Raw genomic sequence first — 15,013 nt, 5'->3', positions numbered from 1 at the left:
CGTTTCGTCGACCGGCACAGTTGTGGGTCGGCCGGGCAATTCTATAACGTGTTCTACATGACCGGACAGGAGTACGACGTCGTCGTGGTGGGCAGCGGTGCCGCCGGCATGGTCGCCGCCCTCACCGCAGCTCATCAGGGTCTCTCGACGATAGTCGTTGAGAAGGCTCCGCACTATGGGGGTTCCACTGCGCGGTCAGGTGGTGGCGTATGGATCCCGAACAACGAAGTCCTCGAGCGCGACGGGGTCAAGGACACCCCGGAGGCGGCCCGGCAGTACCTGCGCGCGATCATCGGCGACGTCGTCGCCCCGGAGCGCATCGACACCTACCTCGACCGCGGACCGGAGATGCTCTCGTTCGTGCTCAAGCATTCGCCGCTGAAGCTGTGCTGGGTTCCGGGGTACTCCGACTACTACCCGGAGACGCCGGGGGGCAAGCCGACCGGCCGCTCGGTGGAGCCCAAGCCGTTCGACGCGAAGAAACTCGGGGACGATCTGCCCGGTCTCGAACCGCCGTACGGCAAGGTCCCGATGAACATGGTCGTCATGCAGCAGGACTATGTCCGGCTGAACCAGCTCAAGCGTCACCCCCGTGGCGTGCTGCGCAGCCTCAAGGTCGGCATGCGTGCGACGTGGGCGAAGGCCACCGGCAAGAACCTCGTCGGGATGGGCCGCGCGCTGATCGCCCCGCTGCGGATCGGCCTGCGCGAAGCCGGTGTGCCGGTGCTCCTGAACACCGCGCTGACCGACCTCTACGTCGAGGACGGCGTGGTCCGCGGCATCTACGTCCGGGATACGACGGCTCCCGAGAGCGCCGAGCCGCGTCTGATCCGCGCGCGCCGAGGGGTGATCCTGGGTTCGGGCGGATTCGAGCAGAACGAGCAGATGCGGGTCAAGTACCAGCGCGCACCGATCACGACGGAGTGGACGGTCGGGGCCAAGGCCAACACCGGTGACGGCATTCTGGCCGCCGAGAAACTGGGCGCCGCGCTGGAACTCATGGAGGACGCGTGGTGGGGCCCGACGGTGCCGCTGGTCGGCGCACCCTGGTTCGCCCTGTCCGAGCGCAACTCCCCTGGATCGATCATCGTGAACATGTCCGGGAAGCGGTTCATGAACGAGTCGATGCCGTATGTGGAGGCGTGCCACCACATGTACGGCGGCCAGTACGGGCAGGGTCCCGGCCCGGGTGAGAACATCCCGGCGTGGCTGATCTTCGACCAGCAGTACCGCGACCGCTATATCTTCGCGGGTTTGCAGCCGGGACAACGCATTCCGAGCAAGTGGCTGGAGTCGGGCGTGATCGTCAAGGCCGACACCCTGGCCGAGCTGGCCGATAAGGCGGGCTTGCCCGCCGATGCGCTCGCCGCGACGGTCGACCGCTTCAACGGGTTCGCACGGTCGGGCACCGACGAGGACTTCCACCGCGGTGAGAGTGCCTACGACCGCTACTACGGCGACCCGACGAACAAGCCGAACCCGAATCTCGGCGAGATCAGTCACGGACCGTTCTACGCGGCGAAGATGGTGCCGGGCGATCTTGGGACCAAGGGCGGTGTGCGCACCGACGTGCACGGCCGGGCGCTGCGCGACGACGGGTCGGTGATCGAAGGCCTTTATGCGGCAGGCAATGTCAGCTCACCGGTCATGGGCCACACGTATCCGGGGCCGGGCGGGACCATCGGTCCCGCGATGACGTTCGGATACCTGGCGGCGCTCCACCTCGCCGGGAAGGACTGAACCCATGCCGATCAATCTGGACGAGGCGCTGGGCGCCGAACTGCCACCCGCCGAGTTCTCGTGGACGAGTAGCGATGTCCAGCTCTACCACCTCGGGCTGGGCGCGGGCGTCGACCCGATGGACAAGCGTGAGCTGCGGTACCTGGTGGACAACACTCCACAGGTGCTGCCCACGTTCGGCAATGTGGCGCAGAGCTTCCACATGACCGAGCCGCCGTCGGTGCAGTTCCCCGGCATCGACATCGAACTGTCCAAGGTGCTGCACGCCAGCGAGGCCGTCACCGTTCCGGGACGGATCCCGCCGTCGGGCACCGGCATTGCGGTCACCCGGTTCACCGACATCTGGGACAAGGGCAAGGCCGCGGTCATCTGGTCCGAGACCGAGGTCAAGGATCCGGGCGGAACGCTGCTGTGGACGCAGAAGCGCTCGATCTTCGCCCGCGGTGAGGGCGGTTTCGGCGGTGAACGCGGACCGTCGACGTCGGCCGAACCGCCCGAGCGCGCGCCCGACGCCGAGATCGACCTGCCCATCCTCCCGCAGCAGGCGCTCCTGTACCGGTTGTGCGGTGACCGCAACCCCCTGCACTCCGACCCGGATTTCGCTGCGGCAGCAGGTTTCCCGCGGCCGATCCTGCACGGCCTGTGCACCTACGGCATCGCGTGCAAGGCGATCGTGGATGAGTTCCTCGACGGTGACGTCGCACGGGTGAGCTCCTACGGCGCCCGGTTCGCGGGTGTGGTGTTCCCGGGCGAGACGCTGCGGGCCAATGTGTGGAAAGAGAACGACACACTCATCGCGACGATCACCGCGCCGAGCCGCGACAACGCCGTGGCGCTGTCGGGTGTGGAGCTGAAACCGGCCTAGCCGGCCGCAGCCGTTTCGATACGGGCAGAGCAGGAGGCGTCGCCCATGCGTCCCGGACTGTCGATCGGGGAGTTCGCGACCCTGACGCGCCTGAGCGTGCGCACCCTTCGCCGCTATCACGAGGCCGGGCTCCTCGAGCCCGCCACGGTGGACCGCTTCACCGGATACCGCTACTACACCTCCGACCAGATCCCCACCGCCCAGGTGATCCAGAAGCTGCGTCAGCTCGACGTGCCCCTGGCCGAGGTCAAATCGATTCTGGCGAGCGGAGATCCAGATCACCGGGCGGAGGTGATCGCCAGCCATCTCAAGCGCCTCGAGGCCGAGCTGGACCGGACCCGGGCCGCCGTCGTGTCGCTTCGCCGGCTCCTGCATCCCGATCCCGCTGACATCGCGGTCGAGATGCGTTCGGTGTCCGCCCGCACCGTTGCGGCGGTCAGCGGCCATATCGCCCTCGAGGATTCGCTCGCCTGGTACGACGCCGCGATGGCGGAGTTGGACGAGGCGTACGCGCCGGTGGAGCGCACGGGTCCGCCCGGCGGGCACTACGCCAACGAACTGTTCACCCATGGCGCCGGTACGTTCACCGTGTTTCGTCCGGTGCGCGCACCCCGTCCGTCGGGACGGATCAGAGTGCTCGACCTCCCGCCTGCCGACCTCGCCGTCGCCGTGCATCCCGGGCCGCACGACGACATCGACGTCACCTACGGCCGGCTCGGCGCCTGGGTGGTCGAACACACCCTGGCCGTCGACGGCCCGATCCAGGAGATCTACCGGGTGGGCCCGCGCGACACCGACGACCCGCAGGCGTGGCGCACGGAGATCGGCTGGCCGGTCTTCCGGCTGGCGCCGGTCACCGAGGGGTGACGGCCGCCGCGGTCAGGGCTCTGCTCGCGGCCGCGGAGATCGTCGGGCGCCGAGCGTGCGCTGCTTGCGACTTTTCGACCGATCCCTCGCAGTGAGCGCACATTCGGCGGGTGGGCTGATCAGTCGTCCGGGAAGTCGGCGCCTCGGGAGAGTTCCTCGCTTCGGCGGAGGTCGGTCAGCGTCTGTTCGAACGTCGCGACGGCGACTTCGAAACCGTCGCCGCCGAGCACGAGTCGGTGCGGCGGCGGATCCTGCGCCATGGCCGCGATCACCGCGCGCGCGCCCCGGTGCGGGTCGCCGGGCTGGGAACCGTTCTGGGCGACCATGGCCGCTCGGACCTCCTCGAGCATCGGGCGGTAAGCCGGGATCGCTTCCTCGACGGGCTCGTCGGCGAAGCCGGCGTAGGCGCGGGTGCGGAACGCACCGGGCTCCACCGCCATCACGCGGATCCCGAACGGCGAAACCTCGTCACGCAGCACCTCGGTGAGGCCTTCGACCGCGAATTTCGTTGCGCTGTAATAGCCGAAGCCGGTGACCCCGTGAAGCCCCGCCACCGACGACATGTTGACGATCCACCCGCTGCCCCTGGCGCGCATACCGGGTAGCGCCGCGCGGATGACCGAGACGACGGAGAAGAAGTTCAGCTCGAACATCCCGCGCACGTCCGGGTCGCTCATGCCCTCGACCGACCCGTACCACCCGCGCCCGGCGTTGTTGACCAGTACGTCGATGCCGCCGAAACCCTCGGCGGCCGCGACTGCATCATGCACTTGCGCGGCATCGGTGACGTCCAACGGCACGACGAGCACGCGATCACCGTGCGTCTGTGCCCACGTGTCCAATTCAGCGGGCCGCCGCGCGGTGAGCACCACGCGGTCGCCGGCCTCCAGAGCGGCCTCGGCGAAGGCCATCCCGAACCCACCCGGCGTCCCGCCGGTGATGAACCAGTTCCTCGTCACGGCTCAGGGCTCGATCACCAGACAGCGGATCAGTTCACCGTCGAGGGTGAACCGGTAGTGCAGGTCGGCCACGCCGCCGGGGAAGTCGCCTTCCAGATGCTGCACCACGTCGGCGTAGCCCGCCCCGGCCACGGTGGCGTGGTCGAACTCGGTGGTGTAGGTGTACTGGCTGCCCGCCTTGCCGAGCCAGGCCTCGATCTCGTCCCGACCGCGAAAGGTGTGGCCCTCGTCGGCCACCTCGGCGTCAGGCGTGAACGTCGCGACCGCGGTGTCGACATCCAGCGTTCGGTGTGCGACGAGGTATGTCCTGATGACGGCGGACAGTTCGTCCCACGACGTCCGGCTGCCCTCACTGCTTCTGTTCACTGTCATGACCCCAGCGTGGAGTCTCCCCCGAGGGGAGGGTCAAGACGAGGCGGGTGGGAGTCAGCAGCCGAGGACCCCTGGAGCGTAACGATCTTTCGCCAGGGAACCATCGGGGTCGTCGACGTCGTCGACGTCGTCTACGAACCGCCAGTCGACGCGATCCTGGACGCCGTTGAGGGTGTCGAATCTGAGGCGTCCGTTCAAAGCCGGCGCAGTCGACACGTCGTTTCGCGCTTCTGACTCACACCACTCCTCTGGGCGCTATCGTGGCCGATAAATCCATTGAAAAGGTCGACGCAATGAAGGTTCTTTCTCAAACCCTCTACAAAGGTGCAAACATCTACTCCAACCAGAGTGTTGTGATGATGACCGTTCGTCTCGGTGCTCGCCATGATATCCGTACGTTGGATGCAGGTCCCGAATTCGTCGACAGAATCCTCAGCTACCTGCCCGGACTTGAAAAACGGGCTTACCTCGGCGAGAGGGTAGGGGAGTGCGCCCTGAAGATGAAGCAACACGGCGGTATGCACCTCGCCGAACTAATCTGGCGGCTATCGATCGAGCTGCAGAAAAAGATGGAAATGCCCGTCCGCTACGGTAATGCCGAACCAACTCAAACACCTTCCGTCTTTAATGTCGTCTACGAATATTCAGATCCCGTTTACGGAGAAAAAGCCGGGCAGCTCGCCATTGCCCTGATCCAGAAGTGTCTACCTGCAACGCTGAGCGATACAGACAGTCCTGCTATTCACTTCGATTTCGATGCAATTCGCAATCCGCTGTCACAATGGAGCGCCAACCGGCGCATGGACATCAATACACGCTACATCATTGAAGCGGCAGTCAACCGCAATATCCCATATCTGCGCATTGACAGCAAGATAGCGCAACTCGGATATGGAGTTCATCGCAAGATGGTTCGATCTGCGACGACCGAGCTGCTTTCTCTGATCGGTTTCAAGATGACCGAAGATAAGGAAATGACCGCTAATACCCTGCGGCGCCTTGGGATGCCTGTACCCCGGCAGGTATCGGCATCCAACGTCCAGGCCGCGTTGCGTGGAGCCAGACAGATCGGCTTCCCTGTCGTTGTCAAGCCTAGGGATTCCTACACCGGGCTGGGGGTGAGCACGGCGCTCACCACACTAGAAGAAGTCGAGGCCGCATACCACGAAGCGGTCAAGTATTCTTCGCGCGCCATCATCGAAACCCACATTCCGGGCGAGGACCATCGCTTGCTGGTGATTGGCGACGAACTTGTCGCAGCCGTCAAGCGGCTTCCCGCACAGATCGTCTCTGATGGGAAGCAGACCATTCGAGAGCTCGTGGAGCGAATGAACCGTAATCGTCATGCCTACGGGCGCCGACCCAAGTATGACATAAAAGTAGATGCAGTCTCAGAAATCCACCTCCAGCGCCAGGGGTACACCTTCGACTCAGTTGCTCCCGAAGGAGTGACCGTCTACTTCCGTTCTGCCTCGAACTATTCCCAAGGTGGCACCTGCATTGACATCACCGATGATGTTCATCCCGATAATCGCGACCTTGCAATCCGCGCTGCGGCTGCATTCGATATGGACATATGCGGCGTTGATTTCATCACCCCCGATATCTCCAAGTCATACAAAGAGGGCTGCGGCGCCATATGCGAAGTGGGCTCCAGACCCGGCCTTCTACTACATGTTGAACCCGACGTCGGAGAACCGCGCGATGTCGCCAACCCGATAGTCGATCTACTCTACGAGCCCGGTTCAGATGGTCGCATTCCGATTATTGCTGTCAGCGGTAATCGGCAAAAACAGCTTGCAGCGCGAATGGCGGCCCAAATCATTACTTATGCGGGGCGGGATGTCGGGCTAGCCACAAAACCCGAAATCTTCGTCGCAGGAGTGAGCATTGGATTAGCCGACACCAAACCACACCGAGCCGCTGAGATTCTGCTCAATGATGACTCTATCGAAGCTGCAGTGATCGAGACGAACATAAACCATTTCCACGCGTTCGGTCTGGGATACGACGCCTGCAGCATCTGTGCGGTTACCAACATTGAATGGGGCAGCGACGAAGCCTCTAAAGAGCGGACAGTAACGTCTTATACGGCGCTTTTCAATGCGTCCAAGGGGCCAGTCATCGTCAATGCTGACGACGAGCCTTCCATGGAGTTGCTACGGCTAAATGGTCACCGTGAAACCTTTCTCGTCAGCTGCGCCGCCGATAGCCCGATGATCCGCTCACAGATTGAACAGAATAAACCGGCTCTTTTCGTCTCACCTGAGGCACTGATCTACCATGATGGAAAGGCGGAACACCAAGTACTACGTGAAAACACGTTACCCGCGGAGTTGCAAGGCACAACTCTTTTCGCCGCCCTTTTCGCAGCCGCTTCGGCGATCGGGATAGGGATACCGTTTGAACAGGTTGCGAATTCGCTGATGATCCTGACGACAAAGAACCCACTACCTATCAAGTGGCGGCGAGATTTTGGTTGCGAAATAGTGGCAGTCGACTCGATACGAACGGACGCAATCGACCGGATTCTCGCGACTCTGGAAACCCTTCAGACGGACGGGCGCACCCTGCTCGTCTGCGATGCGGATTTCATGTCCCGAATTAATGGCAAGCTTCACGCTCGGCGCAGCGAGGCACTCTTTGATGAAGCGTTCGTTGTTGGCAACTGTGACTGCCGGGTACTCGGGAGCATCCCTCTTACTACTGCCGCAAGCGACGCGTTTGCCCTCCAAAAGGCGCTACTGCGCTCAGCGCCCACTGACCGGATTGCTGTGTTTACCTCTCGCTTCGTCCACATCGGCAAACTACTTGATGATTCCCGTATAAAAGGTGCACTATTCGAGGCCGCCCGAAGCGAATCGCCTGCAACATCTCGGGAGCCCCTCGTCAGTCCCTACTCATCGAAGAAGGATGAAAGGCTCTGGTATGCCGATGAGTTGGCCCTCGCCGTCAATGGGGAGTGGGTAAACCATCCTGGATCACATTGGTATGGATCGGGAGTGACATATTTCGACTGGGCGATCAAGCCTGGCGATATTGTAATCGCTAGCAACAAGGAACAGTGGCCAAAAAAGTATGATGACCTTCAATCGCGCATTCCTCAGTTGTTCGAGCGTGGCGCTTCAGCGGCAATTGTCAGCAACATTCCGCCGAATCTAAATGTCGGAGAGAAATACCCTGTTCTCGTCGTAAAGAACACGCGTGCAGCACTCGACCATCTTGGATCTGCAGCGATCCTGCGTTCGAAGGCTAAAACTGTCGCGGTCACCGGCAGCGTTGGAAAATCAACAACGACGACGATGATTGATTATCTCCTTCAGCAGCAGGGTAAGACTCATGCTACAGTCAAAAATTTCAACTCCACCCCTGGTGTTCCCTTGACCGCAGCCAGAACGCCACGCGATTGTGAATATGCGGTGTACGAGATTGGAATTGGTCGCAGTCACCGCGCAAATTACCTTCGCGCTAAGATGATTAACCCCGATGTCGCCATGATCACCACGATCCAACCTGACCATATCGAGTTCTATAAGTCTATTGACGGAATCATCAACGCCAAAACTGATATTCTCAAGGAAGTCAAATCAGGTGGCACGGCTATATTGAATCGCGATTCGCCCTATTTTGAGCTTCAACGCACCACGCTCGAGAGCAAATTCACAGGCCGGGTGTTGACATTTGGCGAACATCCCGAATCGGATATTCGGCTGATGAACGTCCTTGTCGACGACAGTGCATGCAAAGCAGATGTCGTTATCGACGGAAGGATGTTGGATGTCATCGTCCCCCATCCCGGCCGCCATATGCTCCAGAATGCCACAGCCGCCCTGGCCGCAGTCTATGCGCTTGGTGCGGACTGGGAAAAGGCGGCACGCGATCTTCGTGATGTCCCCAAGATGGCCGGCCGTGCGGATATTCAGACACGTCCTTGCAAGGACGGCACTTACACCCTAATCGACGACGCATATAGCGCAAACCCGGGTTCAGTCGTATCCGCACTCGAGCTACTCGGGATGCTCCAGCCGAACAGGGGGGGCCGGCGCGTCGCTGTCCTGGGCGAGATGAAAGAGCTTGGCGATGCGACTCGTCAGCTTCATCTGGAACTGCGCGAACCGATCCTCAAGACAAAGCTTGACAAAGTTTATATGCTCGGCAAGGGCATTAAGCCACTCTGGGAGACACTTCCAGATGAAATACGAGGACTCTATGCGGAAAGTTCGGAAGCTGTCGTTGCGGACTTGCAGCACGAGATCCGTGACGGCGATATCTTGCTAGTGAAAGGGTCCGCACGAAGTCTAGTTGCTATGAATGAGATTTTGCAGTATTTGAAGAGAGGCCAGGAGCCGCCGACCGTTGCTCTACCGAAAAAATCACAGCCGCTCTACAACGCGCCACGTGTTATCCCATTGAAACGTGCATCGGACGCGCGGCTGCTTTTCTTGGGCGACACTGGCTTCGGAGAGAACTACCAAGAACGGATCGAAGCCAGAGGTGGGCAGAATATTCTGAAAAGTCGGGGCTACGACTATCCGCTCGAAAAAATCAAGCCGATGCTACTGGAAGCCGACGCAGTTATTGCTAACCTCGAGACTCCCCTTACCTCTATTAAGCATTCGCCGTTTGAAGGGCAAAAAAGCTGGATTCACCACGGTCATCCCGACTCTTCCTCGAAAGCTCTGCTGAGACACAACATAGGCTTTGCGATGCTGGCGAACAACCACAGCTTCGACTATGGCGAAGAAGGCTTTTTCGAAACGCTTAATACGCTTGAAGAAGCAGATATCGGCTATGCTGGCGCCGGACGCACTGAAAGCGACGCGCACAGGGCACTTCGGCTGCGCTTCGGATTTTCTAAAGAACGCGTCACTGTTGCCGTAATTTCTGTCTACCAGTGGTCGCGGCAAGCCGACGAGAAGTTTGGAATGTTCGCTAAAAACGGCAGTCGCGGTTTGAACGCGATGTTGCTTCCCCAAGTCCGGAAGCAGATCGAGAACCTCCGTAAAGAGGAGCCCGAATGTTTCATCATCGTGAGCCCCCACTGGGGGCGGAATTACCAGTGGCGCTCGTCATATCAACGTGAAGTTGCTGAGGAGGTCCTCGCCGCAGGCGCCGACCTTATTATCGGTCATGGGTCGCATATGGTCCAGGAGTTCGAACGCATCGGCGCAAAATGGGTTGTTTACAGTGTTGGTAACTTTATGTTTAACTCGCCTGGACGGTACAAAAAGTTTAACGCTCCACCGTTCAGTCTCATAGCGAGCCTCAGTTTTGTCGAAACGGACGTGGGTATCAGAAAGTCGTTGCGGCTCTACCCCATAGTTACCGATAATAATCTTACTCACTATCAGATTCGCCGATGCGATGAAGTTGAGTTCGAATCCTTGAGCAACACACTTGAAGAGCAGGGATGTACACTTCTCAAGTCTTCAGATATTTGGGGCCATTTTTTCGAACTGCGGATGAATGAGTAATTCGATTGACCCGCAGCGGGTGGTGTCGATGCTGGCCAGCCTGCTGGCTCTCTGAGGCACCTACCCTCCCTCCATTTGGCACGTCGAAGGAGAGGGGCACGCTTCAGTGTCACCGAAGACGATCGAGAAGTCGACCGCAGAAGAAGTCGTGAGAGCATGCGTCTCTCACCTGTTCTCGCTGCTGGGCGAACGCGGAAAGTTCGTGTATGCGCATAAGCACATGGAGCCCCACCGAATTGTTGGTGGCTACAACATGCTGCGCCACTGCGGCACGGTTTGGTTCATGTGTAAGGCGATTCGCAGCCTCGAGATCGAACTGACGCCTTCTGAGCAACGGCTCCTAGGAAAGGCTCTCGGTTACATTGGGGGCAAGACGAAAGAGCCACCTTGGATGGGGGGATTGGCCCCCACGCTGTGCATGACCTCGAAGGATGTCGTTAAGCTCGGCGGTGTCGGACTGACCGCGGTGATGATTCGCGAATACGCGCGGATGGACGCGCAGATCGATACAGGATTGCTGACTTCGCTGTACCCCGAAGGCCCAGAGATGCACTGCATCCGCCTCGAAAACTACATAGTGTCACAGCTCAGTGGCGGAGACTTCATTCACAAGCGGGCCTTCTCGAGTGGCGATATCTACCCGTTCAGGAGCGACTATTACACCGGGCAGGCACTGTTTGCGTTAATGCAATCGTCCCGACAAATCCTCCAGATTCGGACGGCAATGGGACAACTGCTCGACAACGGCTATGGCTTGGCAGAGCAGAGCCACTGGATGGCCTACGCCGCGTGCGCTTCTCTCAAGGCCGGCTACTGCGACGAGGGGAGAACCGTGGACTATATCCTGCGGCTCATCGAGAGCATCGTGTCCGACCCAAGCTATAGGGATCGGCACGAGTCAACGCCGATTGCATGCCGGACAGAGGCGCTGGTAGAAATCCTGCAGACGCATCGCCAAACGTGCCTACGCGAGCACCTGCCCGAGGCAGCTGTTGACGCCGCTAGGACCACGGCGGCGGAGAACCTCGCACTTCAACTCGAGTACTACGAGCACGGCCAGTTCAGAAAAGGACGCGTCTCGGACAAGGTGCAGATCGACTACATTCAACACAATGGCGCCAGCCTGCTGGGTTGGTGGCATCTCTGTAAGTGAAAGTTTTGGGTTGGCTCCGTTGACTTTTGAGCAGCCTGGCCGTGCTCATAGTGAGCGGTGTTTTCGGAATTGAGTACTCCGCTGGCAACGAATTTCGTTGCGACGAGGTCGCCACCGATGCTCCGACCCATCCACGGTTGTCAAGAGGGGTTCGTATTCCGCGGAGTCGTCGTCCATCCGATGGTGTACGGACGCGCTACCCGCGATCGAACGCAAACCCCATCTGGCGTCGAAACGGCTCACCTACAGCGTCCTCAGTACGAGTGATATCTCAGGACATCATGCCGCGCGAAAACTCGCGCCGCCCGCCAGATGCCAACACTGTCCGCGATGTTGCCGGACGATAGCGGACTTTCGGTCAACCGCCGCCCTGTGCCAGGCCTCGATCTCAACGGGGAGCGTTGCCGTTGCCGCCGGGACCGTTGCCGTTCCCGCCGGGGTTACCGCCACCGGGGTTGCTCCCGCCGGGGTTACCGCCACCGGGGTTGCTCCCGCCGGGGTTACCGCCACCGGGGTTGCTCCCGCCGACGTCGTCATCATCGTCGTCATCATCGTCGTCATCATCGTCGTCACCGTGGTGGATCGCGAAGAGCCTATGGATGAATTCGATGAAATCGCGTATGACGGAATGGAAGTGATCGAAGACAGAGTCGAAGAAGCCATGCACGGAGTGCTCCGCCTCAGCGGAGTCCACACCGGCACGGCTTCCCAGGTGGAAACCGCCCGACGACGGGGCGAGGCTCAGTCGAACCAAGGCGCCGCGCAAATCTGCGTCGTGCTGGCCACGCAGCGACGCACCATCGAGGCCGCCGCCCCGGATATCGGTAACCTCTCGGGGGCCATCATCGCGCGACTGCAGTAACCACACGAGTGGCCACTGATCTTGCTGCGCCACAGCGTCATTCGAGTGGAATGCCTCCGGCACGGCGCTGCTCGAACGACCCGCGAGGACCACACCGCTGTCGTTGTCACCGTTGGTGGCCGCGCGGGCAGTTTCCAGATCGCCGATGGGCCCCATGTAATGGCCGGCGACATAGAGCCCGCTCGCGGCCAAGGCGGCGGCGAGCCGCTTGTTGATGCCGTTGGTGTTGTCGTCCTGCTGCCGGTGCTTGCTCATTGTCCCGATCCCTCCCGTGTGGTGCCGATGTCAGCTTCGGCCTCGCTGAGAGTTCGCTGTGCCGGTGCTGAGAGACTGCATCGGATGCTATCGGTTTGCTATCGACGCAACAACGAATCAACTTTGTAAAACAGGCTAAGAATTGTGCTAGCAATTATTTACGTGGCAGCAACTGATTGGAGGTCAGAACTTGATCTAGTATTGCCGCTGCTCAGGGCCGATATGTCGAGCTGTGACACCTCCGGTCCTGGCGATCTGGCATGGAAAAACCTGTTCAGCTGCTTCTTTGTCACTTCAACCATGTGCCATGCCAGGTTTTCCGATCAAGTATTGCAGCAGCCTGGGCGCCCGGATAGGGCCTAGAGTGCGACTTCGCCTGCAAACATCGACACTCAAGCGCAGGGTCTTATAGCAAGGATTGCTGCACTTCGGCGGTTAATTCGCCAAGATCGTCTGTTCAGAGATGTTCGCCTACGACGCCGGCTGGGCGCCAGGAACGATCCCGAGGGTTCGTCAGACATATTGCCGGCCCGGCGGACGTCCCCTCACGACCCGGAATCGGCAACCCGGGTCACCGGACGCCCACATTCGGCGACGACGGCTACAGCATCCGGCGGGCGAGGTCCTCGATCTCGGCGTCCGTCGCCGGGGTCTGCGGCGCGACGGGCGCCGGGCCGGCGTTCGGTTGATCGTCGCCGGGTCCTGCGCCCTCGGCATGCAGAAGCGGTGTCCGCTGTTCGTCGTCGCGCTTCTGCTCGTCGTCGGCCCCCGGTTCACCGTCGTCGGGCTGCGGGGCCTGCGGCGGTTGCGCAACCGCGGGTTGGCCGGCCGGCGCAGGCGGGGGCGCCCCGCCGGCGGTCTGCGCACCACCGCCCTGACCGCCGAACTGCTGGGCGGCCTGCATCGCCTGTTGCATGAGCGATCCGAACATTCCGCCGCCCTGGCCTCCCCCACCGGCCTGACCCGCCGAACTCGCAGCCTGTCCGCCCATCTGCCCGAGTTGCCCCAGCATGCCGGTGATCTGGCCGACGGCCTGTCCCCCCGAATCGTCGGCGTTCTGGTAAGCCGACTGCGCGGTGACCAGCTTGCCGGAGAACATGCCCTCTTTCGCCTGCAGCGCAGCGACATTCGAAATCAGCGGAGCGGCCAGCGTCGGAAGCACCGCGGAGATGGTGGCACTCATCGCATCCTGGCCCGGCGGCAGCATCGGCATTTCCGGCAGTTCCACCGTCGCCGCGTCCCAGGAGATGCCCTCGGGTTTCTTCAGCGGATCCATCAGCTGCCGTTTCCTCTCGCGAACGTGTCACCACTCATCGTCGACGTCCTCGTCGAGGTCGTACTCGAGCGGCGCAGGCGCGGCCAGCCCGGCCGTCGTGCTGCCGCCGCTCGAACCGCGGCCGCCAATCATCCCCATCGGCGCACCCATGCCACCCATCCCGCCCATGGCCCCCGCGGCGACCGGGGCCACGCCCCCGACAGCCGCTGACCCCGCGACGACGGGCTCGGCCGGCGCGACCGAGACGGCGTTGGTCCCGACCAGCCCGGCCATCAGCGGCGTCTGCGCCGACACCCCGCCTGAACCGGGCAACGACGCCGCGCGCATCATCCCGCTACCGCCGCCGGCGCCCGAACCGCCGGCCAGCGGATGGTTCGAAAACGACGAGAACGGTAGGCCGGATGCGCCCAGAGAGTCGGCCTTACCGCCCTGGCCGAACATCGACGTCAGTTGCTGCAGCGGTTGCGACAGCTGCTGCAGCGGCTGCATCAGCTGTTGCGGCGCCTGGGTGATCACCTGACCTAACTGCTGGGGCAACTGGCCGGCCATCGAGGCCGTCTGCGTCATCATCTGCATACCTTGCTGCGATCCCTGCCCACCCGCCTGACCGGCTCCCTTGGCGGCGTCCTGGGCGGCCTGCTGGCCGGGCACCGTCGGTGGAACACCGGGGGTGGGGATGCTCGGCGGGACGCCGAAGGTGTTGGCCAGCTCTGTCGAACTGGCCGTGACCTGCGCGATGTTCTGCGACAGGCCCATCTTGATGCGGCTTTGGACCAGCTGCTGGGTGTTGCTGAAAGGCAGCGCCTGGATCGCCTCGCATTCGTGCTGCGTCTCCTGGGCGATCACGTTCACCATCGTCTTGGTGCGGACGACGGCGACCTCCATCTCCCTCAGCCTGGCCGCGACCGCCGTGGCGTGGGCCGCGTTCGCCTCATGCCCACCGATGATCGTGCTGGCCTCCCCGGCCGCGGCCACGGCGCCGCCACCCTCCCAGGCGTCGGAAAGCTTCATCAACTGGCCCTGCTGCTGCGGTACAACGGACCCAGTAAGCTTCGCCGCGAGCGCCTCATAGGAGGCGGCGGCGGCCGCGAGAGTCTCCTCGTCGACATTCGGCCACCCCGGACCCGTCACGGTCTGCGAGCCGTATGGGCTGCTGTCCGGCATGATTCCCACGCGCACGGCCCCCTGAT

General features: G+C 61.7%; 10 protein-coding genes. 5 read left to right on the top strand and 5 right to left on the bottom strand.

All coding sequences use genetic code 11. The features are described from left to right. Positions 1–57: 57 nt before the first annotated feature. Genes kstD through AU195_RS09295 form a run of 3 tightly spaced genes read left to right on the top strand, consistent with a single transcriptional unit; the run spans position 58 to position 3,472 of the window. Positions 58–1,740, top strand: coding sequence for a 3-oxosteroid 1-dehydrogenase (kstD, locus tag AU195_RS09305; protein WP_059158804.1), 1,683 nt, complete (start codon positions 58–60; stop codon positions 1,738–1,740). Between the two features lie 4 nt (positions 1,741–1,744). Then, positions 1,745–2,605 (top strand): enoyl-CoA hydratase ChsH3, encoded by an 861-nt coding sequence (gene chsH3, locus AU195_RS09300; protein WP_059158743.1) that lies wholly within the window; start codon positions 1,745–1,747, stop codon positions 2,603–2,605. A 45-nt stretch (positions 2,606–2,650) separates the two neighbouring features. Continuing rightward, on the top strand, positions 2,651–3,472 hold the full coding sequence (locus AU195_RS09295) for a MerR family transcriptional regulator (protein ID WP_059158742.1): 822 nt from the start codon (positions 2,651–2,653) through the stop codon (positions 3,470–3,472). A 119-nt stretch (positions 3,473–3,591) separates the two neighbouring features. Here AU195_RS09295 and AU195_RS09290 read toward each other — a convergent pair whose 3' ends face one another. Together AU195_RS09290 and AU195_RS09285 are read right to left on the bottom strand one after the other, a co-directional pair. Continuing rightward, positions 3,592–4,431 (bottom strand): SDR family NAD(P)-dependent oxidoreductase, encoded by an 840-nt coding sequence (locus tag AU195_RS09290; RefSeq protein ID WP_059158741.1) that lies wholly within the window; start codon positions 4,429–4,431, stop codon positions 3,592–3,594. A 3-nt stretch (positions 4,432–4,434) separates the two neighbouring features. Beyond that, on the bottom strand, positions 4,435–4,803 hold the full coding sequence (locus tag AU195_RS09285) for a Cif family virulence factor (protein ID WP_059158740.1): 369 nt from the start codon (positions 4,801–4,803) through the stop codon (positions 4,435–4,437). A 260-nt stretch (positions 4,804–5,063) separates the two neighbouring features. Here AU195_RS09285 and AU195_RS25120 point away from each other — a divergent pair, with 260 nt between their 5' ends. Beyond that, positions 5,064–10,277 (top strand): CapA family protein, encoded by a 5,214-nt coding sequence (locus tag AU195_RS25120; protein WP_157531077.1) that lies wholly within the window; start codon positions 5,064–5,066, stop codon positions 10,275–10,277. A gap of 106 nt (positions 10,278–10,383) precedes the next feature. Beyond that, positions 10,384–11,430: a hypothetical protein gene (locus tag AU195_RS09270; protein WP_059158737.1), complete on the top strand. Its 1,047-nt coding sequence runs from the start codon at positions 10,384–10,386 to the stop codon at positions 11,428–11,430. A gap of 388 nt (positions 11,431–11,818) precedes the next feature. Here AU195_RS09270 and AU195_RS09265 read toward each other — a convergent pair whose 3' ends face one another. The 3 genes from AU195_RS09265 to AU195_RS09255 form a co-directional block, all read right to left on the bottom strand. Next, a complete protein-coding gene (locus tag AU195_RS09265; RefSeq protein ID WP_059158736.1) occupies positions 11,819–12,547 on the bottom strand; it encodes a hypothetical protein in 729 nt (242 codons plus the stop codon). Positions 12,548–13,148: 601 nt separating this feature from the next. After that, entirely contained in the window at positions 13,149–13,823 is a 675-nt protein-coding gene (locus AU195_RS09260; RefSeq protein ID WP_059158735.1) for a hypothetical protein, read from the bottom strand. Positions 13,824–13,850: 27 nt separating this feature from the next. After that, a complete protein-coding gene (locus AU195_RS09255; protein ID WP_059158803.1) occupies positions 13,851–14,996 on the bottom strand; it encodes a hypothetical protein in 1,146 nt (381 codons plus the stop codon). Positions 14,997–15,013: the final 17 nt, after the last annotated feature.

The sequence above is a fragment of the Mycobacterium sp. IS-1496 genome (assembly GCF_001499995.1).
GTDB lineage: Bacteria > Actinomycetota > Actinomycetes > Mycobacteriales > Mycobacteriaceae > Mycobacterium.
This window is presented reverse-complemented; position numbering and strand designations above follow the sequence as displayed.

What these genes read in the sequence shown, in the direction of transcription:
- chsH3 (WP_059158743.1), top strand. Translation starts at nt 1,745, where the DNA reads ATGCCGATCAATCTGGACGAGGCGCTGGGCGCCGAACTGCCACCCGCC.
- kstD (WP_059158804.1), top strand. Translation starts at nt 58, where the DNA reads ATGACCGGACAGGAGTACGACGTCGTCGTGGTGGGCAGCGGTGCCGCC.
- AU195_RS09295 (WP_059158742.1), top strand. Translation starts at nt 2,651, where the DNA reads ATGCGTCCCGGACTGTCGATCGGGGAGTTCGCGACCCTGACGCGCCTG.
- AU195_RS09260 (WP_059158735.1), bottom strand. Translation starts at nt 13,823, where the DNA reads ATGGATCCGCTGAAGAAACCCGAGGGCATCTCCTGGGACGCGGCGACG.
- AU195_RS09285 (WP_059158740.1), bottom strand. Translation starts at nt 4,803, where the DNA reads ATGACAGTGAACAGAAGCAGTGAGGGCAGCCGGACGTCGTGGGACGAA.
- AU195_RS09265 (WP_059158736.1), bottom strand. Translation starts at nt 12,547, where the DNA reads ATGAGCAAGCACCGGCAGCAGGACGACAACACCAACGGCATCAACAAG.